This is a genomic window from Rheinheimera mangrovi, from assembly GCF_003990335.1.
GTDB classification, from domain to species: Bacteria; Pseudomonadota; Gammaproteobacteria; order Enterobacterales; family Alteromonadaceae; genus Pararheinheimera; species Pararheinheimera mangrovi.
The window spans coordinates 3,438,959-3,462,682 of record NZ_CP034683.1 but is presented as its reverse complement, the minus strand read 5'-3'; the positions used below and the strand labels follow the sequence as shown (position 1 = coordinate 3,462,682).

The following is a 23,724-nucleotide window of genomic DNA, read 5'->3' as shown; positions in this document are numbered from 1 at the left end:
CTGCACTTACTTAGCGCTAAGAGACTGAGCTAGTTTTACAACCGCCTGAATTTGCTGACCTTTACGGTTGGCATAATTGGCATCTGTGTAGCCCCACCAGTCCCAACAGGCTTGTGGGTTCATTGGCATCAGGTTGGAGGCGCGGCTTTGTGGATACAGCACCACCAGGTTGTTGCTGTCGGCATAGCGGTTAAAGCCCGCTTTTTCGACATAAGCCATGCCTACCGCATCTGCATGTTGGTTACAACCATGAAAGCTGATATGCAAAGTACAGCTTTGGCCTTGCTCGCAACTTTTGGGCACATAAACAAAACCTTGCTCTGCCATAGTGGCGGCCAGATCTCCTGCAATTTTTTGCTGCTCAATTGGATAAACAGTACCACTGGGGTGATCGGCTGGGGCTTTTAAACCGGCATGAAGAAACTTCAGTGCTTCACCTGCCGCATCATAATTACATTGGCCTAAAAACGGTGCTTCGGAGCTAGTGCACGCGCTGCCTTCGTTTAATGTCGGCATATGGTGAGCGAAGTTTTTATCCTGCACATACCGCAGCTGTGTTGCCGGTAACCACTCTTGGTATTGCTGATACAGCGCATCAGCCACTTCTTTGGCAATCTTTTGATCGGCGGTGCCGTGCAATAACCAGATTTTGCTTTGTTTAATCTCTGCTTCGGACGCCAACAAGCCCTGAACTGACCAGTCTTTTAGCTGCTTATTGATATCAGCCAAAGGAATAGGACTGCCCACTTTATTGATGCAGTGATCCAGAGCTGTCATTAAATTATTCTGCGCACAATACACCGGACCTGCCGCCACTATGGCTGCACCTTTCACCCAATCGGCATGAGCAAGCTGAAACTGCGATGCCATGTAGCCGCCGCTGGATAAACCCGACACTGTGGTTTGGTCTAAATTTAGTTTTAATGCAGGCAAAGCCGCATAAGCTGTGCTGCTCAGAGCAAAAGCGAAAGAAGATAAAACAAAAGGCAAGGTTTTCATCTGAACTGTCCTTTAAAAGCCAAAGCTATAGTGCTTCCATTTTGATCCCTTTAACCAGATGAGGCTATAGCACTAAGGTACAGTAAGTTGTCAGAGCCGCTTCAGTAAAAAGATCCGCTAAAGCGGTGATACAATCTGCAGCAAAAGCCGTACTATAGAAGCACTTTGCTTTGGGTAGAAATAAATGATGTTGTCCAATTCCAATGAACTGTTAATTCTCGGCTGTGGTCATTCAGAATCCGATACCTTGTTTAATAACAATGCATTGGTTACAAATGCCAAAGGAACTTTGCTGATTGACTGTGGCTACACCATCAAACCCGCTTTGTTAGCTCAGGGGTTAAAGCTGCAGGATATAGACGCTGTGTTTATTACCCATGTGCATGCCGATCATATGTTTGGTCTGGAGCGGCTGGCGAATGAAGGCCGTTACAAATACCATAAAAAAGCCAAGCTGATTTTGCATTATGAGTTGTATGACGAGTTATGGCATCAGTGTTTAAAAGGTGTGCTGGCGAAAAATGGCGAGGGTGAAAATGAGCTCTCCGATTATTTTGATCTGGTGCTGTTACAAAACGATGAGTTTGAGCTCTTTGGTAACTTTTACCAGTTGCACAGGGTATCTCACACGCCGGGCAAAGTCTGTTTTGGTTTGATGATTAACCAGAGCATTTTTTATTCCGGCGATACAGTGGCCGTACCACAACTGCTGATGCAGTTAAAGCCCGATATCATATTCCACGATGTGACCTTAACCGAATACAACCCTGTGCATGCCTCTGTGCATTCTCTGCTGAGTTTGTATCCGGCTGAGCTCTGTAAAAAAACCTATTTAATGAGTTATGAAGACCACTGGCCAGACTATCAACAGATGGTGGATCAGCATTTTGCCGGCTTTGCCCGGCAAGGGCAGCGGGTGCTGTTAAGCAAGGAACATCAGACGGATACAGCAGCAAGCTGAGTCACAAGGAGTTTTATGTATTATGTGATTTCGATAGGCTCAAATATTCAGCCTGAACAGCATGTGGCTGCAGCTGTCAGTGCACTGGCCAAAAACTTTGGGTCCTTGTACTTATATCAGCGGGTGTACACTCAGGCGCAATTGGTTGAATCTAATCATGTGTTTATTAATTCAGTGCTGGTGCTGAACTCAAGCCTGATAGCTTCTGAATTAAAAGCGCAACTTTGCCATATTGAAGAGTTATTGGGTCGCGACAGAAGCGATCCCAAACGAAGTGTCAAAGATCGCAGCTGTGATTTGGATATTATTTGGTATCAGGAGCAGTGGTCGGAGGCATGGAAAACTGCACTGACTGAATCTTACCTTCAACAAGTGTTTGATCCAGCCAGTAAGCAAGCACCTATCCAGTTAGGTTGTCAGTTATTTTCCGAGCGACCTGCCGCCATCTATTTTCAGGCTGAGACCGGTGACAAATTTGTTGTCGATCAAAAAACGGACGCCCTGGTAAATTGGCTCGAAACCAGCTTCCTGCGCAATTAAAGTTTGTTGCATCACCTGCTGTTTTTCGCTGCTGCTATGCTCTGGCAAAAACATAATAGGGCCGGGCTGAATACTGTTAACCCGTATTTGTGGGGCATAAGCTTTAGCTGCGGACTTCATTAAGTTCTCAAGTCCTGCTTTGGTGCTGCAATAAAGTGAAAACGCTGGATTTGGGTTTTCACTGTAAATATCAGTGATATGTACAATCAAACCACCGCCCTGAGTTTTTGCTATATGTGGTGCTAAGTGTTGGTTCAACAGTGCAGGCAGCTGCATATGCACAGCAAACAAAGCCTGATAAAAACTCACAGTGTCTTCGGTATGTAACTCATCTTTTTCAAACAAAGATGCGTTATGGATCAACAAGTCGATACTGCTTTGCTGCTGCAGCTGACGAATAGCCGACATAACAGAATCTGCTGACTGATAGTCCACCGCTATTTGCGTTAAATACTGCTGCTGTGGATTGATTTGTCTGGTAAGGCCGAACACCTGATAGCCCTCTGCACTGAGTTTCTCTGCCAAATAAGCGCCCAGACGACGGCTTGTTCCTGTAATTACAGCGGTTTTCATTTACAAACTCCATTCATTCATCAGCAGGAATATACGCAAACCAGCTGCTTTAGTTCATTGCATCAATAATGTCGCGGCTTTACAGCGCGGCGGAACTATTTTTCTCTAAAATTTGGCGGAAAGTCATTCTGTTATCAATACTTAGGAGAGTATTACACCCTTGCAAGGACTCATTATGAATCTGCACAGTATCAGAGTTAAAAGCAGTTTACCTATGCTTATTCTGGCGTTCACTTTATTGATTGTTGTCTCCATGTTCAGCTATTTATCTGGTTTGCAAAAAAGTGCGTTGGCAGTTCAGGCGGATAATTTTCTGCAAGCAATCTCGGTGGTTTTAAACGCTGACCGCGATTTATACCAGGCGAAATTAGCTTCCACTATGTACTTGAGTAAACAAGGTGACAGTGCTGCGCTTGAAGCAGATGTGGAAGACAATGCTCAACAGGTTAAACAGAGGTTTGCTGACTATTTAAAATATTTGAAAAGCTATCCTGATATACAGCAACAGTTTTCCGCTTTTGAGCAGGATTATCAGCTGTGGTACCAAAGTGCTTTAGCTTTACTGCAGGCCAGCAAAGCGGGCAATGCAACGCCTGAACTGATAGCCGAAGAGCAAAAGCAGTTTAGCGCTTTACGTAGTGTATTGGATAAAGCCGGTGAAGCAGCGCTCAATAAATCTATCAGTGAACAGCAAGTGCTAACCTCCGAAATTAGTTTTTTCCAGAACACCACTTATAGCATCACTGCGGTTATCCTGCTGATCGCAGGCTGGTTTAGCTACAGTGTGCCTAAATCTTTGACTACTCAAATTAACGCTTTAACTGCACGTTTATCTGAGATCGCGTCAGGCGATGGCGATTTAACAGCTCGGCTTGATACCAACTCCCAAGACGAATTCGCTGCGTTGGCAGGGCAGTTTAATGGTTTTGTCGCTAACTTATGTCAGTTGATTGCCTCAGTGCTGCAGCAAGCCGCACAGCTGAGCAAACTAACGCAGGTGTTGTCTGAATCTGCTATTAAAACCAATGATATTACCCGTTCATTGAATGTGGCCTCCGATTCTATTGTCAGCGCAGTACATGAAATGACGCTGGCGAACAAAGAAATGGCACAAGTGGCAACAGATTCTGCGCATGAAGCAGATGAAGCCAAAATGAGCGCAGAGCGTGGTTTAGTGGTGGTGACCAGTGTCACTCAAAGCATGGCGAGTTTAACCAAAGATGTGGATAAAGCTCTGGCCTGTTCCGGCGAGTTGGAAAACAGTTCTGAAAACATAGCCTCGGTATTGGATGTCATACGTGGCATTGCTGAACAAACCAATTTATTGGCCTTAAACGCGGCAATTGAAGCTGCCCGTGCCGGGGAGCAAGGCCGTGGTTTTGCCGTAGTGGCCGACGAAGTCCGCACTTTAGCCTCCCGGACTCAGCAAAGCACCAACCATATTCAGGAAATGATCCAAGCTCTGCAAAGCCGGGTGAACGAAGCGGCCACGGCCATTAGCAGTGGTAAAACCAATGCCGATTTAACCGTCAGTAGTTTTTCTCAGGCCGAGCAAGTGTTCCGTGAGCTGCAGCAATCTTCAATTAAAGTGAATGATATGGCGACACAAACCGCTGCCGCCACCGAAGAGCAGGCAGTGGTGTCTGAGGAAATCACCAAGAACCTGTATGCACTGCATGATCAGGCCAGTGCTGCAGGCGATATAGCCAAAGATAATGATCGTTTGTCGAATGAAATTCGCCTGCTGTCTGATACTTTGTTTGGTTTGGTAGGGAAATTCAAAATCAGTTAGCAGAATGTAAAAAGTTGGGATTGCCAAAGGGTGCGTTTTTGCATAAGCTGCGTGCCCTTTTTAATTTTTGCCACTTGTGGCTGGCTGTACCGAACCTCACTATTGTTTATAGCCAAAGTAATTGGAGTTGCAGGGAGGCGACAAGAGCGTGAGACCCCAGGAGCATAGTTAACCTATGTGTCTATGGATTGAGGCGGATGCTCGCCAGAAGGCAAAGTTCACCCGCTAAAATAACTGACTGGGGCGAGAGCTTGCAGTCAACAAAGCTGCAGCTTCAAGTACGAAGGGTATATGATTGGGGTTGATGTAATAGGTAGGTAAGTATGTCAAAGGCAGTAATTTTAGTAATGGATAGCTTTGGGATTGGCAGTGCGCCCGATGCAGCTAAGTTCGGTGACGTAGGTGCCAATACCTTTGCCAGCATCAGCAAAGCGTTTTTTCAAGCCAAAGGCCGCCAATTGCAGTTGCCCCACCTGGCCAGTTTAGGTTTGGTTAAAGCAGGTTTTGCTGCCAGCGGTGAAATGGCATTAGTTGAAGACAGTCCAACTCTACTTGGCAGTTATGGCCATGCCCGTGAATTATCCAGTGGTAAAGACACTCCAAGCGGTCATTGGGAAATTGCTGGTGTTCCCGTGTTGTTTGACTGGGGTTATTTCCACGATAAACAAAACAGCTTTCCTGCAGAACTGATTGACGAGTTAGTACGCCGCACTGGTGTGCCAGGCATTTTGGGCAATTGCCATGCCTCTGGCACTGACATTCTGGTGAAGCTGGGCGATGAACATATCAAAACCGGCAAGCCTATTTGTTACACCTCGGCTGACAGCGTATTTCAGGTGGCCGCTCATGAAGAGCATTTTGGTTTGGACAAGCTTTTGCAGTTCTGTGAAACAGCTCGTGAGCTTCTGGACAGTTACAATATAGGCCGTGTGATTGCCCGTCCTTTCCTTGGTACAGATATCAGCAACTATGCCCGCACTGGGAATAGAAAAGACTATTCGGTTTTACCTCCGGCTCCTACAGTGCTGGATACCCTGACTCAATCTGGCGGTACAGTTGTCAGCATTGGTAAAATTGCTGATATTTATGCGCATCAGGGCATCAGCAAAGAAGTCAAAGCCACTGGCTTAGCCGCTTTAGTGGATAAAACCTTGGCTGAAATGGCGATAGCGCCAGAACGCAGCCTTGTTTTTACCAATCTGGTCGACTTTGATCAGAACTATGGCCATCGCCGTGATCCTATCGGCTATGGTGAAGCGCTGGAGTATTTCGACACTCGTTTACCGGAAATTATGGCTGCACTGGATGAAGATGCCGTGTTGCTGTTAACAGCGGATCATGGCTGTGATCCAACATGGGTAGGCACAGAGCACACCCGTGAATATGTGCCAGTGCTGTTTTATGGCAAAAACCGTGCAGCCAAAGATTTAGGCGAAAGAGCAAGTTTCGCTGATATGGGCCAGACTCTGGCCGACTATTTTGATTTAGCGGCCATGCCTTATGGTCAATCCTTTTTAGCTTCTTAATTTAGAGTAACTCATGGCAACTCCTCATATTAATGCGCCAGAAGGCGCTTTTGCAGAAACCGTATTAATGCCTGGCGACCCGCTGCGCGCTAAACATATTGCCGACACCTTTTTACAGGATGTTGAGTGCGTGAACACAGTACGTAATATGTTTGGTTATACCGGTACTTATCAGGGCAAAAAAGTCAGCGTATTAGGCTCAGGCATGGGTATTCCTTCTATGTCGATTTATGCCACTGAACTGGTAAAGTTTTATGGTGTAAAAAACATTATCCGCATCGGCTCCTGTGGCGGTTTACCGCTGGATGTAAAAGTGCGTGATGTAGTGATCGCTATGGGCGCCAGCACAGATTCGAATGTGAACCGTAACCGTTTAGGTGGCAATCTGGATTTCGCAGCTTTAGCTGATTATGGTCTTTTAGAGCGCGCTGTAGCCGCAGCTCGCGCCAAGAGTATTGATGTCAAAGTAGGTAACTTATTTACTTCAGACTTATTCTATAACCCGGATCCAACTTTATTTGATCGCCTAGAAAAATATGGTGTGTTGGGTGTTGAAATGGAAGCTGCTGGTTTATACGGCGTGGCCGCAGAGTTTGGTATTAAAGCGCTGGCCATTATGACGGTGAGCGACCATATCCGTACCGGCGAAGCTTTGAGTGCCGAATTGCGTCAGACCTCGTTTAACGAGATGGTCGAAATCGCTTTGGCTCTGGTTTAAGGATCTGAGGAACTGTTATGTCACTGACCACCAACAAAATGTTTTATGTGTCATGGGAAGCTTTTCACAGAGCAACCAAAGAGTTGGCTAAAGGCTTATTAAACCGCGATTTTGACAGCATAGTAGCAGTCAGCCGTGGTGGTTTAGTGCCTGCAGCTATTCTGGCGCGCGAGCTGGATATTCGTGTGGTGGACAGCATTTGTGTCTCCAGCTACGACTATGATCAACAACGTGAATTAAAGGTATTGAAAGATGCTTCTTTGGCGGATAGCCCACGTTTATTGATAGTGGACGATTTGGTTGATACTGGCGAAACAGCAAAAGCGCTGCGGGAACATTTTCCTACCGCTTGTTTTGTCACTGTGTATGCTAAACCTCAGGGCAAACCGCTGGTTGATCACTATGTGACAGACATAGAGCAGGACACCTGGATCCAACTGCCATGGGATATGGAGCTGGCTTACAGCGTGCCACTGGCTGAGCAGAAATCTTAAGTGATGTACTAAGCAAAAAAACGGAGCTGTTAGGCTCCGTTTTTTTATCTGTTTATTATTTAGTTAATTTAAGCTTTACCCAAACCAAACGATGATCTGAACTGGCGGACCTGTCAGCCACTAATTCATAAAATGGTTGACCAGTCGCTGGCCAGAACACGCCGCTGGATAACACATTAAAACCTGATTTGGATGGCAGTACATAGTCTGCTCGCATCCGCCAGCCTGCAGTGTGAGTCGCAGCATATGGGCTGTCAGGGCTATGCGCCTTACCACCAGCACTTTGTGGCGTAAAGCTGCTATCAACCCTAGGGTGCATCAACAAGTTACCTATACCTTCTTTATAGGCATTGCCTTCTACTGGCGACGAATTTAAATCACCAAGGATCACAAAGCTTTTATCTTCAGCTAAACCACCTTTTTGGCCTCTGTCATCATAGATATAACTGGCTTTCTCCGGGCTAAGGTAGTCAGACCAAAACCGCACTTCGTCATGGTTACGTTTGCCGTTTCTGTCCTCTTCACCGTCAAACACAGGCGGAGTAGGGTGACTGATCAGCACATGCACAGACTTTTTATTCACCAGTACGGGCACATCCCAATGTGCTTTTGATGACAGTGGCATTAACTGCCATGCATCAGCACTGTACCAGGGAGAACCATCGGCTTTTGTTGTTTGCAAAGCGCCCGGCATATCTTTCCATTTAAAATGCTGGAAGGTTCTGACTCTGCTACTGTCTATAGGATACTTCGACAACAACATCATGCCGTACTGACCTGGATACTGACCAAAACCCCAGGCGTCTGAACCTTTATTAGTTAACTGGCCGTCATTGTCCAAATCAAAACCGCTGGGTTGACCTGTGTTGACGGTGCTGTAGTAAAAATAAGGGTAATCGATGGTTTTACCATCAGCACTTTGCGCTTTGTTTAAATAGTTGCGGATAAACAACTGCACACCGGCTTTTGGGTCTTCGATGTAATCAAACTCATTCAGCAACAGAATGTCGGGCTGGGTTTGTTGCACTATAGCCGCGATGTTTTTTATTTGGGGATGATTCCCATCAGCGAGCAGAGTACTTAAAACTTGTGGACTTCCCGCCACACCTTTGGCCAGATAGTTCTCAGACTCCATGCTGACATTAAAAGTAGCGACAGTCAGTGTTTGCTCTTTAGCCATAGCTATTCCGCTGAATGAGAAAAAAGAAGTAACTAAAATAGATGAAAAAATATAATTCATAATTAACAGCCAATTAAATATTTAAGCAAGCATATCCTGAATCAGCGCTAAAACCCAGTTTCCGCGGTGATTTTGCTTTGGGATAAGTTGTTCAGCATTAAACAGAAAATGCTGTTGATTAAGCACAGCAAATGTACGATTTTTACAGTTGATATGTTACACTTGCGTGACAAATCGGACCTGACAACCAAAGTTGATCTTAGTTCAACGGCAATCTGGTTCGATGTAAGAAAAACGTAATAAAAGTTCGATATAGTTGTCGCCCAAATTGAAAGCAGGAAGTTTTCAGCTTGGCTGAAACATAAAATTTACAACTACCAGGTGAAGAAATCATATGAAAATTAAATATTTGGCTCTAGCTGTTGCAATCGGTGTTGGCGCAACTAACATCGCATCAGCAAGTGATACTACCAGCTCGATTCGAGGTGCTTTGACTTCTCCAGCCGGACAAGTTGTAGCTGATGCCAAAGTTGAAATTGTGCACGTTCCTTCAGGTTCACGTGTCGTTACGACAAGCAACTCGTCAGGTGAATTTTCAAGTTCAGGTTTACGTGTAGGTGGTCCGTACACTGTGACCATCACTAGTCCTGAAGGTGTTAAAAGCTACGAAAACTTATATTTGTCTTTGGGCAATGGCTTAAGACTTGCTGCTCAGTTAGAGCCTACTTCTGTTGAGCGTATCGCCGTTACTGGTAGTTCTTTGAATATCGCCAGCAACACAGGCGCAAGCAGCTTCTTCGGTGAAGAGGCAATCAAAAACGCACCAAGTTTTAACCGTGATCTGAAAGATATCATTCGTAACAACCCGTTGGTCAACGTCAATGGTGCTGATGGTACTATTTCTGTTGCAGGTACCAACCCACGCTTTAACAACATCACTGTTGATGGTATTTCAATGAACGACGATTTCGGTTTAAACATGACCGGATATCCGACAACTCGTTCTCCAATCTCTTTAGACGCTATTGATCAAATCATTGTTGATACCTCTCCGTTCAAAGCCAAAGACTCAGGCTTTCAAGGCGCAAAAATTAACGCTGTAACGAAGTCTGGTACCAACGAAGTGAAGGGTTCGTTTTTCTATGAATTTCAGAACGACTCTTTAGCAGGCAAAGCGCCTAAAGCCACTAGTGGTATCCTGAACGGCGATAAAGCTGCACTGGATTTTGATGAGAAGACATTTGGCACGACCTTGGGCGGAGCTATTGTCGAAGATAAATTATTCTATTTCGTTTCTTACGAAAAGTTTAAAGGTGAAACTACAGGCTGGGGTCCGTCAGGCGGCACTGGTAGCTTTATCAACACAACTACCGCTTCGGTAACTCAATATGATGAATTAAAGCGCATCGCTTCAGAAGTTTATGGTGTTGATGTCGGCGAATATGCCGTCAATCCGGAAACTGAAGAAGAAAAGCTGTTAATGAAGTTGGACTGGAACATCAATGATAGTCAGCGTGCTGCATTCACTTATCAATATAGTGATGGCAACCAAATTAACAATACAACAGACTCAACAAACGAACTGAAATTGTCATCTCACTGGTACGATAAAAATGAAAGCTTAGAAAGCTATTCATTTAAACTTTATTCAGATTGGACTTCTGAGTTTTCAAGTCAGTTTAGTTTGACCTATCAGGATAACGCCACAGATCAAACTCCAGGTAGTAAGCTGGTTGGTGATGTACAGATTTATCCTAACTATGCAGCAGACCGTAACACCTCAATTTCTTTTGGTGCTGACAACTCACGTCATGCGAATGACCTGGATAAGAAAACTATTGTTGTTGATTGGGATGCAGATTACTTATTAGATGACCACAAAATTAGCTTTGGTTATAACTTTAAGCGTTTAGATATCTATAACGAGTTTGTACAAAACTCGCTGGGTGTTTGGGTATTCCGCTCTATGGCTGATTTTGAGTTAGGTAACGCATATTCTTTCCGTTACAACAACTCTCCTACGTTGAACACAAAAGATGCTGCTGTTTCTTTCGTTCGTGATGAGCATGCTTTATATGTGCATGATGAGTGGGCTGCAACAGAATCATTACTTGTAGATGTTGGTCTGCGTTACGAGCGTCTGGCTTCTGATGATTCGCCAGTCAGCAATCCGGATTTTGTTGCCGCAACAGGGTATAACAATACTGAAAACTTAGATGGACTGGACATTTTCCTGCCGCGTCTTGGCTTTAAATGGGATGCAACAGAAGATTTAGTAGTTCGCGGCGGTGTTGGTCGCTTCTCTGGTGGTAGCCCATCAGTGTGGTCTGGTAATGCTTACGGTAAAAACGGTCTTACGCAGGTCGATACTCAAACTATCACCAGTAGCAATGCACGGTTTGGCTCTCTGTTAAGAGGAATGGACATTACTCAGATCCCTCAGCAGATCCTGGATTTTGTGCAAAACAGTGACGTGACCTCAGAAGTGAACTTGAATGATCCTAATTTCAAATTACCTTCAGACTGGCGTTTCCAAATTGCAACAGACTACAACGTAGATATTCCATATATTGTGGATGATGCGATGTGGACTGTTGAATACACCTACAAAAAACCAGAAAACACAGCATTCTGGAAAGACATCACTATTGGCGATAAAGTAGGCACTACTCCGGATGGTGGTCGTGACTTGTATGTTAGACCAGCTGATACGAACTATCGCAGTCTGATGTTAACAAATGCTGATGATGAAGGACGTTCGCACATTATCTCTACTTCATTGTTTTCTAAGTGGGATAACGGTATATCTCTGAATACTTCATACACCTATTCAGATATTACTGATGTGACAGTTGGTACCTCAAGTACTGCAAGCAGTAACTATGGTAACAACATTACAATCAACCGTAACGAATCTTATGTTGGAACCTCTCCGTTTGAGACTAAGCACCGTTTCCTGATTAACTTAGGTTACGAAGCAGAGTTTTTTGCAGGTTATAAAACTAAGTTCAATTCTTTCTTCGAGCGCAGAAGTGGTAAAGCTTTGTCTTTCTTAGCTTTTATGAGTTCTGGTTCAAACGCTGTGAACTTTACTGGTCGTGAGAGTTCTGGTGGCTTAGTCCCTTACATCGCTAAAGCTGGTGATGCAGCCAATGGTGTTGTTCGTTACACTGGTGGTACTACAGAAGAGCAATATTTAGCTTTTGTTGATGCTTTAGGTCTGTCAGGTTATGGCGGTGGTTATTTACCTAAAGGTGTAGCAAACTCTCCATGGGTTACTACATGGGATGTGAGCATTCGTCAAGAAATCCCTGGCTTTGTTATGGATCATAAAGGCGAAGTTTATGTAACTATAGATAACTTCCTGAACTTTATTGATTCGAGCAAAGGTCATGTATTTGACACCTCATTTGGATCTTTAAGCCCGTTTAACTACAACATCGGTGCTGATGGTGTTCATGAACTTTCTTTACCTAATGCTTCATTCCAGCAGCAGGCTATCCAAGGTTATGATCGCGTTAACGAGAAAGAATCTGTATGGCGCTTAAAAGTCGGTGTGAACTACCGCTTCTAATCTGAAGCTTTACAGCCTTAAACTAAAAATGCCGGTGTAATACCGGCATTTTTTATTTAATCAAAAGCTAAAATCCGCGATAATGCCGCAAGTTTGAAATTCAAGTAGAAGTGACACTGTGCCTAAAAGTACCATTATTGCTATTGCCGGCGCCTCGGCTTCTGGCAAAAGTTTATTTGCATCCACTGTTTATCAGGAATTAGTAGCGGAGTTAGGAGGGGAGCGCATTGCAGTATTGGCGGAGGACGCCTATTACCGTGATCAGGCACATTTGTCTTTTGATCAGCGCACCCTGACGAATTACGATCATCCTGCCGCTTTTGAGCATGAATTGCTGGCGTCACATTTACAGCAGTTAAAAGCTGGTAAAGCTGTATCTATGCCGCAGTACTGTTATAAAACTCATACCCGTAAAGCTGAAACTATTACTGTACACCCAGCTAAAGTCGTTCTGGTGGAAGGTATCTTATTGCTGACCGACGATAAGTTGCGGCAGCAATTTAATATTACCGTCTTTATGGATACACCTTTGGATGTGTGTTTATTGCGCCGCATCAAGCGTGATATGGAAGACAGAGGTCGTAGTTTAAGTTCTATTACTGAGCAATACGAAAACTATGTGCGTCCGGCATTTTTTGAGTTTATTAACCCGTCCAAACAGTATGCTGATTTGGTGGTAACCCGTGGTGGTAAAAACGAAATTGCCATCGATATTATCAAAACAAAAATTCGTCAGTTATTGCAGGAATAACCTCATTATCTTCAAAGGTAAAACAACAGTCAGAGCTGCGTTTTGGCTGTTGTTTTCTAACTGCTATCTCCAACAACATTTGCTTTGCAAGCTTTTCACATCTGCTGCTATAATCGCCCGGCAAAACGTCAAGTTTAGACAACCCCTGAACAGCAACTACAAGTGTTTGAAGCCGGCTACGGTGGTTAACACTCCCGCTCGGAAACTGTAACTACTTGATCTTTTGATGCTATTCTAGGATTTGGCATCACAAGAACAAAAATCTGCGCCTTCTATGGCCAGACCCTATATCCAAGGAATAACTATGATGAGTTTGGTTGGCATTCTTGCCATCTTAGTAACTGCGTATTTAGCTTCGGCTAACAGAAATCGCATCAAATGGCGCACTGTCGTAGGTGCTTTTGCGATCCAGTTGGCAATCGGTGCTTTTGTGCTTTATGTGCCTTTTGGTAAAGATGTGCTGTTAAGCATTTCTGCCTTTGTTGGCAATATTATCTCCTATGCTCAGTCCGGCATTATCTTCTTATTTGGTGATGCGGGTGCGCAGAAATATGGCTTCGTTTTTGCCATTCATGTGCTGACGGTCATTATCTTCTTCTCTTCATTAATCGCAGTGCTGTATCACATAGGGGTGATGCGTATCATCATCACTGTGTTAGGTGGTGGTTTGCAAAAGCTGCTTGGCACCAGTCGACCTGAGTCTATGAGTGCTGCGGCCAATATCTTTGTAGGGCAGACAGAAGCTCCGCTGGTTGTTCGTCCTTTTATTCCCACTATGACCCGCTCAGAATTATTTGCGGTGATGGTAGGGGGCTTGTCTTCAGTAGCAGGTTCTGTGTTAGCGGGCTATGCCGGTATGGGCATTGAGCTAAAGTACCTGATTGCCGCTAGTTTTATGGCAGCCCCAGGTGGCTTACTGATGGCGAAACTATTACTGCCGGAAACTGAAACACCTAAAAATGATTTAACTGATATTGGTGTGGTTGAGAAAAATACTAACGTGATTGATGCCGCCGCCTCAGGAGCAGCCAGCGGTTTACAACTAGCATTAAACGTTGGCGCTATGTTGTTGGCTTTTGTTGGATTAATTGCATTAGTGAATGGTTTAATTGGCTGGTTGGGGACTTTAGTTGGCTTTGAAGGTTTAACTCTGCAGTTAATTTTTGGTTATATTTTCCAACCACTAGCATTCATCTTAGGTGTGTCCTGGGAAGAAGCTCGTTTAGCGGGTAGCTTCATTGGCCAGAAATTAGTCATAAATGAGTTTGTGGCTTATCTGGACTTTATCCAGTATGTCAAAGCCGGACAGCTAAGTGAACACACACAGATTATCGTCACTATCGCTTTATGTGGTTTTGCAAATTTCTCATCGATTGCCATTCTGTTAGGTGGCTTAGGAGTGATGGCTCCGAATCGTCGGTCAGATATTGCAGAGCTGGGTTTAAAAGCTCTATTAGCTGCTACTCTGGCTAACCTGATGAGTGCGGCAATAGCAGGCTTTTTCTTTTCGTTAAGTTAAATAGGTTATAACTATGACTCAACAACAAGTCCCTACGTTGGACATCAGACGGTTTGCCACCGACAAAGACACCTTTGTTGCCGAGATTGGCAAGGCCTACACTGAGTTTGGATTCTGTGGCATTAGCGGCCATGGCATTCCGGATGAAGTTGTGGACAATACCTACAAAGCAATTAAGAAATTTTTTGCTTTACCGACTGAAGTAAAACAAAAGTATCATGTGCCTGGCCAAGGCGGCGCACGTGGTTATACGGGATTTGGTGTTGAAAAAGCCAAAGACAGTAATCACCCGGATTTAAAAGAATTCTTCCACGTTGGCCGTGAGTTATCAGGCCCGGCACCACACCCAAGTTTGTATCCAAACCTGTGGCCGTCTGAAGTGGCAGAATTTAAAGACGCAACCTACGGTTTATACTCTGCGCTGGAGAAGTTAGGTAATACAGTACTGGAAGCTTTAGCTTTATTCTTAAAGCAGGATCAGGCGTATTTTGCCGACAAAGTGAATTACGGCAATTCGATTTTGCGTCCAATTCATTACCCGCCAATTCAGGATACCTCTACTCAGTCTATCCGTGCAGGTCAGCATGAAGATATCAACCTAATCACTTTATTGGTTGGATCACACGAATCTGGTCTGGAAATTCTGCGCCGTGATGGTAGCTGGTTACCTGTGACTACTATTGAAGGCACAATAGTGGTCAATATTGGTGATATGTTGCAGCGCCTGACCAACCATCTGTTGCCTTCGACTACTCACAGAGTTGTCAATCCGGCTGGAGCTGCAGCTGGTCAGCCACGTTACTCTATTCCGTTTTTCATGCATCCGAATCCGGACTATGTTATCGAAACTCTGGATAGCTGTATCACTGCGGATCAACCAAACCGTTACCCTGAACCTATCAATTCAAACGACTACCTAATGCAGCGTTTGGAAGAAATTGGGTTAATCAAAAAAGCCAAGTACTGATAGTTCGAGGCTTCCTCTGATTAAAAGGCGAACATCAGTTCGCCTTTTGTCTTTTTATCTGTTTTTTAAATGGGTATCCGACGTAAAAGCTAGCACTTTGCTGAATATTTCAGCAGTGGTGGTAAAAACCACTGAAAATTTGCATCAGACAGTTGACGATTGCCGACTTGACGCATAACATGCACGCCGTCAACGACGCTTTGCGCCGCGGTGGTGGAATTGGTAGACACACTAGCTTCAGGTGTTAGCGCTTCACGGCGTGGGGGTTCGAGTCCCCCCCCGGCACCAAACTTCGTTGACAGAGACAAATTGAGTTGCCGCGGTGGTGGAATTGGTAGACACACTAGCTTCAGGTGTTAGCGCTTCACGGCGTGGGGGTTCGAGTCCCCCCCCGGCACCAACTCTCTTTAAACCTATATTGCCCTCCATTATTACCTATCGCTTTATACTCTCTATCAAATAAATACTGCTTTTTGAGTTATCTTTCTAAATTGATGTTAATTTGATTCACGCTTGCTATTTCCTATCTTCAGCCTACTCTTTACAAAACAAATAGATACGTCTTGTACAGGTTGGCTATGTTAAAAAATCTGAGTATCAAAACCCGTCTTTTTGCCATAGTCGGCGTGGCCGTTCTTGGTCAAATTCTGGTGTGCTGGTTAGTCCTTTCTGGTTTAAAGCAAAGTATTCTGGAAGAGAAACGACTCTCCACTCTTTATTTGTCGCAAGTTGCAGTTGCTTTAGTCAATAACTATCACAGTAAAGTAGGTACTGGAGAGTTAGACGAAACTAAGGCAAAACAACTGGCCTTAGCCGAACTGAAATCCCTTCGCTATAAAGAAAACGACTATTACTTTGTCATTGATCAGCAGGTCACAATGCTGATGCATCCATTCAGGCCTGATCTGGATGGTAAAGATGTTGCCAGCTTCAAAGACAAACAAGGCGAACCTCTGTTTCAGAATATGGCGGATGGGGTTGTCGATGACGGTTCACATTCAGTGTTCTATAACTGGCCTAAACCAGGTGCTACCGAAGAAGTGCCCAAAATTACCCATGTTGAGTTATTTAAACCCTGGGGTTGGATTGTTGGGACTGGTATCTATATAGATGATGTCGAGGCCTCTTTTTATGAGGTTGTCATGCAGCTTGCTGTCCTGGTCTTTTTGGTTGTTGGCTTGATGTTGGCGTTAAGCTGGTATGTGACACGTTCTGTCGTAAAACCTATGATTGATGTTGTCGCTGCTATGCAGGACATAGCTTCGGGCGATGGCGATCTGACTGTCAAACTTAGTTATGACGGCAAAGATGAATTAGCTGCACTGGCTACAGCATTTAACCTTTTTGTCGGCAAAATCCGCCAGTTAATTGCTTCAGTAGGCGTCACCGCTTCTGATGTCAGCGACAGTGCATTGGATGTAGCCCGTATTTCTCAACAAATTTCCAAAGAGAGTGTGCAGCAACAACAAGAAACCGATATGGTTGCTACTGCTATTACCCAAATGAGTTCGGCTATAGCTGAAGTGGCACAAAGTGCTGAACAAGCCAATCATGAAACTGGTCAGGTTGAAAGCTTGGTTCAGCAGGGCATGAAGCTAATGAAAGCTTCAGTAGAGAGTATTCATACCCAAAGTCAGACGATAGAACAAAGCTCGCTAGTCGCTTCCTCTTTATATAGCTCGTCACAAAATATCAGTCATGTACTGAACATCATTAATAAGCTGGCAGATCAAACTAACTTACTTGCACTCAATGCTGCTATAGAAGCCGCACGAGCAGGTGAACATGGCAGAGGTTTTTCAGTGGTCGCAGATGAAGTTCGCACCCTGGCGCATCAAACGCAAAAATCGACTCAGGAAATCTCCGGTATTATTGCTGAGTTGCAACAAGGTACTCAGCAAATGACTGCTGCTGTACAGGAAAGTAAAACTGCAGCAGAGCTGAATATCAATCTGGCGGCCCAGGTTCAGCAAGCATTGACGGACATAGCCAATTCAATAGCGCAAATTTCGGATATGAATGCGCATATCGCCACAGCAGCTGAACAACAAAGTGCTGTAGCTGGCGAAGTGGATCAGAACGTACATACTATTAGTCAGTTAGTACATCAGACGGCTGGGGCTATCAAGGGGAGCGATCAATCCACACAACGCCTAACTCAGCTGAGCCAGGATCTAAAAGATTTGGTGAAGCAATTTAAGGTGCAATAACAGTTTTTATTCGCTAGCCGCCATTTCTGTAAATAAAACGGGAAAAAAGGTTTCTTTTTTGCCCGTTTTGCTTTTTTTCTGAGCGAACGCTCACGGATATCATCAAATTGTCATTTTAGGTGTTGCGTCGGAATTAAAACTCCCTATAATGCGCGCCATGCCAACGGGGTGGTGCGAAAGCAGCTCTGGGGTGGTTTTGAAATGAAGTGAAAAATGATGCAAAACATCGCTTGACACGGAGTTGAAAATCACTAAAATGGCCGCCTCGCAACGCGGTGGAGTCGAAAGGCTCAAAAGTGAAGCGAAGCGCGTTGAGTAGGTGGGTTTGATAAATAATTTCAAGACGCTGGCTTGACACAAATTCTGGGAAGTGTAAGATACGCCTCCCGCTGAGCAAGGTAATAACCGGTTCGGCACAGCTCTTTAACAATAAGCAATCAATCATCTGTGTGGGCACTCACGGTTTAGATTCTGCAGCGAGCAATCGCACAAAGAATATATATCAGTGAAGTGACTTACATAGAAATATGTTTTAAGTCAGTGATACTGAGCAGCTACTTCGGTAGCAATTAAACTTTAATTGAAGAGTTTGATCATGGCTCAGATTGAACGCTGGCGGCAGGCCTAACACATGCAAGTCGAGCGGATGAGGGGAGCTTGCTCCCTGATTTAGCGGCGGACGGGTGAGTAATGCGTAGGAAGCTGCCCGATAGAGGGGGATACCAGTTGGAAACGACTGTTAATACCGCATAATGTCTACGGACCAAAGTGTGGGACCTTCGGGCCACATGCTATCGGATGCGCCTACGTGGGATTAGCTAGTTGGTGAGGTAATGGCTCACCAAGGCGACGATCTCTAGCTGGTTTGAGAGGATGATCAGCCACACTGGAACTGAGACACGGTCCAGACTCCTACGGGAGGCAGCAGTGGGGAATATTGGACAATGGGCGCAAGCCTGATCCAGCCATGCCGCGTGTGTGAAGAAGGCCTTCGGGTTGTAAAGCACTTTCAGCGAGGAGGAAGGGAGTTGTGTTAATAGCGCAGCTTTTTGACGTTACTCGCAGAAGAAGCACCGGCTAACTCTGTGCCAGCAGCCGCGGTAATACAGAGGGTGCAAGCGTTAATCGGAATTACTGGGCGTAAAGCGCACGTAGGCGGTTAGTTAAGTTGGATGTGAAAGCCCCGGGCTCAACCTGGGAATTGCATTCAAAACTGGCTAACTAGAGTATGTGAGAGGGGGGTAGAATTCCAAGTGTAGCGGTGAAATGCGTAGAGATTTGGAGGAATACCAGTGGCGAAGGCGGCCCCCTGGCACAATACTGACGCTGAGGTGCGAAAGCGTGGGGAGCAAACAGGATTAGATACCCTGGTAGTCCACGCCGTAAACGATGTCTACTAGCTGTTCGTGGTCTTGTACTGTGAGTAGCGCAGCTAACGCACTAAGTAGACCGCCTGGGGAGTACGGTCGCAAGATTAAAACTCAAATGAATTGACGGGGGCCCGCACAAGCGGTGGAGCATGTGGTTTAATTCGACGCAACGCGAAGAACCTTACCTACTCTTGACATCTACGGAAGACTGCAGAGATGCGGTTGTGCCTTCGGGAACCGTAAGACAGGTGCTGCATGGCTGTCGTCAGCTCGTGTTGTGAAATGTTGGGTTAAGTCCCGCAACGAGCGCAACCCCTATCCTTAGTTGCCAGCGATTCGGTCGGGAACTCTAGGGAGACTGCCGGTGATAAACCGGAGGAAGGTGGGGACGACGTCAAGTCATCATGGCCCTTACGAGTAGGGCTACACACGTGCTACAATGGTACGTACAGAGGGAGGCAAGCTGGCGACAGTGAGCGGATCTCTTAAAGCGTATCGTAGTCCGGATCGCAGTCTGCAACTCGACTGCGTGAAGTCGGAATCGCTAGTAATCGCAAATCAGAATGTTGCGGTGAATACGTTCCCGGGCCTTGTACACACCGCCCGTCACACCATGGGAGTGGGTTGCAAAAGAAGTAGGTAGCTTAACCTTCGGGAGGGCGCTTACCACTTTGTGATTCATGACTGGGGTGAAGTCGTAACAAGGTAACCCTAGGGGAACCTGGGGTTGGATCACCTCCTTACCTAAAGCAGACTAGTTCGTGTAGTGTCCACACAGATGATTGATTGATACGTAGAGCAAACAGTAAAAGCGGTATCCGCGAGGATAACGCAGGATGTTTGGTTTAGCGCAAAGCGTAGCCTGAGCGAATGAAGGAGTGTACGAAAAGTACATGACTGAGTGAGCGATGGTTGCAACGAAGCGATAAGACAAACAGACAAGTTAGAGCTGGTCTGTAGCTCAGGTGGTTAGAGCGCACCCCTGATAAGGGTGAGGTCGGTAGTTCGAGTCTACTCAGACCAACCAATTCGCTGCAAGTCAGCTTGACAACGAATGAACCAATGTAGATTGGGGTTATAGCTCAGCTGGGAGAGCGCCTGCCTTGCACGCAGGAGGTCAGCGGTTCGATCCCGCTTAACTCCACCATTACTTAAGAAGATTCTGAAAGTAAATACTGTTTGAAAACTTAAAAACAACCATTCTTTGAAAGAATTGTTCTTTTTGAGCTTTATGCTCGAAGTGCTCTTTAACAAATTGGCAAGCTGATAGAAAGAAAACAAGGTAAAACAATTTAGTTGTGAACCTTATCACACCTATAACTTCAGACATTTTGGGGTTGTATGGTTAAGTGACTAAGCGTACACGGTGGATGCCTTGGCAGTCAGAGGCGATGAAGGACGTGCTAACCTGCGAAAAGCTGTGAGAAGTCGGTAAGAGACGTTAGACTCACAGATGTCCGAATGGGGAAACCCACCTGATTTATCAGGTATCGTATGATGAATACATAGTCATACGAGGCGAACCGGGAGAACTGAAACATCTAAGTACCCCGAGGAAAAGAAATCAACCGAGATCCCCTTAGTAGCGGCGAGCGAACGGGGGCTAGCCCTTAAGTTGGTAAAGCGTTAGTGGAAGGCTCTGGAAAGTGCGGCGATACAGGGTGATAGCCCCGTACACGAAAAGGCTTTATCAATGAAAACGAGTAGGACGGGACACGTGGTATCCTGTTTGAACATGGGGGGACCATCCTCCAAGGCTAAATACTCCTGACTGACCGATAGTGAACCAGTACCGTGAGGGAAAGGCGAAAAGAACCCCTGTTAGGGGAGTGAAATAGAACCTGAAACCGTGTACGTACAAGCAGTGGGAGCCCACTTGTTGGGTGACTGCGTACCTTTTGTATAATGGGTCAGCGACTTACATTCTGTAGCGAGGTTAACCGAATAGGGGAGCCGTAGGGAAACCGAGTCTTAACTGGGCGAATAGTTGCAGGGTGTAGACCCGAAACCGGGCGATCTATCCATGAGCAGGTTGAAGGTTGGGTAACACTAACTGGAGGACCGAACCCACAAATGTTGAAAAATTTGGGGATGACTTGTGGATCGGAGTGAAAGGCTAATCAAGCTCGGAGATATCTGGTTCTCCTCGAAAGCTATTTAGGTAGCGCCTCGAGCGAATACCATTGGGGGTAGAGCACTGTTAAGGCTAGGGGGTCATCCCGACTTACCAACCCTTTGCAAACTCCGAATACCAATGAGTACTACTCGGGAGACACACGACGGGTGCTAACGTCCGCCGTGAAAAGGGAAACAACCCAGACCACCAGCTAAGGTCCCAAAGTCATGGTTAAGTGGAAAACGATGTGGAAAGGCATAGACAGCTAGGAGGTTGGCTTAGAAGCAGCCACCCTTTAAAGAAAGCGTAATAGCTCACTAGTCGAGTCGGTCTGCGCGGAAGATGTAACGGGGCTAAACCATGCACCGAAGCTGTGGACTTGCACTATGTGCAAGTGGTAGAGGAGCGTTCTGTAAGCCGTTGAAGGTGACTCGTGAGGGTTGCTGGAGGTATCAGAAGTGCGAATGCTGACATAAGTAACGATAAGGGGAGTGAAAAACTTCCCCGCCGGAAGACCAAGGGTTCCTATCCCATGCTAATCAGGGTAGGGTAAGTCGGCCCCTAAGGCGAGGGCGAAAGCCGTAGTCGATGGGAAACGGGTTAATATTCCCGTACCGACAATACTGCGATGGGGGACGGAGAAAGCTAGGCAGGCATGGCGTTGGTAGTCCATGTGAAAGTGCGTAGGAAGGGGGATTAGGCAAATCCGGTTCCCTATATTCTGAGACACGAGACGAGCCACTAAGGTGGTGAAGCTGTTGACGCTACGCTTCCAGGAAAAGCCTCTAAGCTTCAGGTATTGTCGACCGTACTCGAAACCGACACAGGTGGTCAGGTAGAGCATACCAAGGCGCTTGAGAGAACTCTGGTGAAGGAACTAGGCAAAATAGTACCGTAACTTCGGGAGAAGGTACGCTCTTGTGTGTGAAGGACTTGCTCCGTAAGCATATGAGAGTCGCAGTGACCAGCTGGCTGCAACTGTTTATTAAAAACACAGCACTCTGCAAACTCGTAAGAGGACGTATAGGGTGTGACACCTGCCCGGTGCCGGAAGGTTAATTGATGGGGTTAGCGCAAGCGAAGCTCTTGATCGAAGCCCCGGTAAACGGCGGCCGTAACTATAACGGTCCTAAGGTAGCGAAATTCCTTGTCGGGTAAGTTCCGACCTGCACGAATGGTGTAATGATGGCCAGGCTGTCTCCACCAGAGACTCAGTGAAATTGAAATTGCGGTGAAGATGCCGTATACCCGCGGCTAGACGGAAAGACCCCGTGAACCTTTACTATAGCTTGGCACTGAACATTGACCCTACATGTGTAGGATAGGTGGGAGGCTTTGAAGTTGGAACGCCAGTTCTGATGGAGCCGTCCTTGAAATACCACCCTTGTATGTTTGATGTTCTAACGTGGGTCCCTGATCGGGATTGCGGACAGTGTCTGGTGGGTAGTTTGACTGGGGCGGTCTCCTCCTAAAGAGTAACGGAGGAGCACGAAGGTTGGCTAAGTACGGTCGGACATCGTACGGTTAGTGCAAAGGCAGAAGCCAGCTTAACTGCGAGACAGACACGTCGAGCAGGTACGAAAGTAGGTCTTAGTGATCCGGTGGTTCTGTATGGAAGGGCCATCGCTCAACGGATAAAAGGTACTCCGGGGATAACAGGCTGATACCGCCCAAGAGTTCATATCGACGGCGGTGTTTGGCACCTCGATGTCGGCTCATCACATCCTGGGGCTGAAGTCGGTCCCAAGGGTATGGCTGTTCGCCATTTAAAGTGGTACGCGAGCTGGGTTTAGAACGTCGTGAGACAGTTCGGTCCCTATCTGCCGTGGGCGTTGGATGATTGATTGGAGTTGTTCCTAGTACGAGAGGACCGGAATGAACGAACCGCTGGTGTTCGGGTTGTCATGCCAATGGCACTGCCCGGTAGCTATGTTCGGAACGGATAACCGCTGAAAGCATCTAAGCGGGAAGCCGGCCAAAAGATGAGTCATCCCTTGTACCTTGAGTACACATAAGGGTCGTTGGAGACCACAACGTTGATAGGTGAGGTGTGGAAGCGCAGTGATGTGTTAAGCTAACTCATACTAATTGCCCGAGAGGCTTAACCATACAACGCCCAAGGTGTTTGTTGGTGTGATAAAGAATTCTATCGGTTTGCTTGTTAAAGACATAAAAACAGTTTTTGCCTGGTGGCAATAGCGCTGTGGAACCACCTGACTCCATTCCGAACTCAGAAGTGAAACGCAGCCGCGACGATGGTAGTGTGGCAGATGCCATGCGAGAGTAGTTCACCGCCAGGCTCCCAATAAATGGAAAAGCCCTTCGCGAAAGCGAGGGGTTTTTTTATTTACTTCGAAATCGGTGGTGGGCCATTCGAGCAGGGCATTCCCCATGCGACAAAAACGTCCGGAACGTTTTTGGACCGCCAACGGCG

At 46.0% G+C, this 23,724-nt stretch carries 14 protein-coding genes, 4 tRNA genes and 3 rRNA genes; 18 read left to right on the top strand and 3 right to left on the bottom strand.

The features are described from left to right. Nucleotides 1-6: 6 nt before the first annotated feature. Nucleotides 7-999: an extracellular catalytic domain type 2 short-chain-length polyhydroxyalkanoate depolymerase gene (locus EK374_RS15680; RefSeq protein WP_127025502.1), complete on the bottom strand. Its 993-nt coding sequence runs from the start codon at nucleotides 997-999 to the stop codon at nucleotides 7-9. A gap of 184 nt (nucleotides 1,000-1,183) precedes the next feature. Here EK374_RS15680 and EK374_RS15675 point away from each other — a divergent pair, with 184 nt between their 5' ends. Both EK374_RS15675 and EK374_RS15670 read left to right on the top strand, forming a co-directional pair. Continuing rightward, nucleotides 1,184-1,960 (top strand): MBL fold metallo-hydrolase, encoded by a 777-nt coding sequence (locus EK374_RS15675; protein WP_127025501.1) that lies wholly within the window; start codon nucleotides 1,184-1,186, stop codon nucleotides 1,958-1,960. Between the two features lie 15 nt (nucleotides 1,961-1,975). Further along, nucleotides 1,976-2,500, top strand: a complete 525-nt coding sequence (locus tag EK374_RS15670; protein WP_127025500.1) for a 2-amino-4-hydroxy-6-hydroxymethyldihydropteridine diphosphokinase — start codon at nucleotides 1,976-1,978, stop codon at nucleotides 2,498-2,500. On the opposite strand, the gene EK374_RS15665 is transcribed toward EK374_RS15670, so the two are convergent. Further along, nucleotides 2,381-3,073 carry an SDR family NAD(P)-dependent oxidoreductase gene (locus tag EK374_RS15665; RefSeq protein ID WP_127025499.1) on the bottom strand — a complete coding sequence of 231 codons (693 nt, stop codon included), beginning with the start codon at nucleotides 3,071-3,073 and terminating at the stop codon, nucleotides 2,381-2,383. The genes EK374_RS15670 and EK374_RS15665 overlap by 120 nt on opposite strands. A gap of 175 nt (nucleotides 3,074-3,248) precedes the next feature. On the opposite strand from EK374_RS15665, the gene EK374_RS15660 reads away from it, so the two are divergent. From EK374_RS15660 to gpt, 4 genes are all read left to right on the top strand, one after another. Continuing rightward, nucleotides 3,249-4,865 carry a methyl-accepting chemotaxis protein gene (locus EK374_RS15660; RefSeq protein WP_127025498.1) on the top strand — a complete coding sequence of 539 codons (1,617 nt, stop codon included), beginning with the start codon at nucleotides 3,249-3,251 and terminating at the stop codon, nucleotides 4,863-4,865. Between the two features lie 323 nt (nucleotides 4,866-5,188). Next, nucleotides 5,189-6,391, top strand: a complete 1,203-nt coding sequence (locus tag EK374_RS15655; protein ID WP_127025497.1) for a phosphopentomutase — start codon at nucleotides 5,189-5,191, stop codon at nucleotides 6,389-6,391. Nucleotides 6,392-6,404: 13 nt separating this feature from the next. Continuing rightward, complete coding sequence (gene deoD, locus EK374_RS15650; RefSeq protein WP_127025496.1) at nucleotides 6,405-7,109, top strand: purine-nucleoside phosphorylase; 705 nt, start codon at nucleotides 6,405-6,407, stop codon at nucleotides 7,107-7,109. Between the two features lie 17 nt (nucleotides 7,110-7,126). After that, a complete protein-coding gene (gene gpt / locus EK374_RS15645; protein ID WP_127025495.1) occupies nucleotides 7,127-7,603 on the top strand; it encodes a xanthine phosphoribosyltransferase in 477 nt (158 codons plus the stop codon). 55 nt (nucleotides 7,604-7,658) lie between these two features. Here gpt and EK374_RS15640 read toward each other — a convergent pair whose 3' ends face one another. Continuing rightward, on the bottom strand, nucleotides 7,659-8,783 hold the full coding sequence (locus EK374_RS15640) for an endonuclease/exonuclease/phosphatase family protein (protein ID WP_127025494.1): 1,125 nt from the start codon (nucleotides 8,781-8,783) through the stop codon (nucleotides 7,659-7,661). A gap of 394 nt (nucleotides 8,784-9,177) precedes the next feature. On the opposite strand from EK374_RS15640, the gene EK374_RS15635 reads away from it, so the two are divergent. The 12 genes from EK374_RS15635 to rrf all read left to right on the top strand — a co-directional run bounded on the left by EK374_RS15635 (nucleotide 9,178) and on the right by rrf (nucleotide 23,590). Then, nucleotides 9,178-12,357: a TonB-dependent receptor gene (locus EK374_RS15635; protein WP_127025493.1), complete on the top strand. Its 3,180-nt coding sequence runs from the start codon at nucleotides 9,178-9,180 to the stop codon at nucleotides 12,355-12,357. Between the two features lie 118 nt (nucleotides 12,358-12,475). Continuing rightward, nucleotides 12,476-13,108 (top strand): uridine kinase, encoded by a 633-nt coding sequence (gene udk, locus EK374_RS15630; RefSeq protein ID WP_127025492.1) that lies wholly within the window; start codon nucleotides 12,476-12,478, stop codon nucleotides 13,106-13,108. A gap of 304 nt (nucleotides 13,109-13,412) precedes the next feature. Then, nucleotides 13,413-14,627, top strand: a complete 1,215-nt coding sequence (locus EK374_RS15625) for a NupC/NupG family nucleoside CNT transporter (protein ID WP_127025491.1) — start codon at nucleotides 13,413-13,415, stop codon at nucleotides 14,625-14,627. Nucleotides 14,628-14,640: 13 nt separating this feature from the next. Beyond that, nucleotides 14,641-15,594 carry an isopenicillin N synthase family dioxygenase gene (locus tag EK374_RS15620; protein WP_127025490.1) on the top strand — a complete coding sequence of 318 codons (954 nt, stop codon included), beginning with the start codon at nucleotides 14,641-14,643 and terminating at the stop codon, nucleotides 15,592-15,594. A gap of 204 nt (nucleotides 15,595-15,798) precedes the next feature. After that, nucleotides 15,799-15,882 (top strand) — tRNA-Leu (locus EK374_RS15615). A gap of 28 nt (nucleotides 15,883-15,910) precedes the next feature. Beyond that, a tRNA-Leu gene (locus EK374_RS15610) sits at nucleotides 15,911-15,994 on the top strand. Between the two features lie 178 nt (nucleotides 15,995-16,172). Then, complete coding sequence (locus tag EK374_RS15605) at nucleotides 16,173-17,804, top strand: methyl-accepting chemotaxis protein (RefSeq protein WP_127025489.1); 1,632 nt, start codon at nucleotides 16,173-16,175, stop codon at nucleotides 17,802-17,804. A 577-nt stretch (nucleotides 17,805-18,381) separates the two neighbouring features. Then, nucleotides 18,382-19,917 (top strand): 16S ribosomal RNA (locus tag EK374_RS15600). 207 nt (nucleotides 19,918-20,124) lie between these two features. Then, nucleotides 20,125-20,201: transfer RNA gene (locus EK374_RS15595), tRNA-Ile, on the top strand. Nucleotides 20,202-20,245: 44 nt separating this feature from the next. Beyond that, a tRNA-Ala gene (locus EK374_RS15590) sits at nucleotides 20,246-20,321 on the top strand. Nucleotides 20,322-20,517: 196 nt separating this feature from the next. After that, a 23S ribosomal RNA gene (locus tag EK374_RS15585) occupies nucleotides 20,518-23,399 on the top strand. 76 nt (nucleotides 23,400-23,475) lie between these two features. Next, nucleotides 23,476-23,590, top strand: a 5S ribosomal RNA gene (rrf, locus tag EK374_RS15580). Together the 16S, 23S and 5S rRNA genes with 2 tRNA genes alongside form the textbook arrangement of a ribosomal RNA operon. Nucleotides 23,591-23,724: the final 134 nt, after the last annotated feature.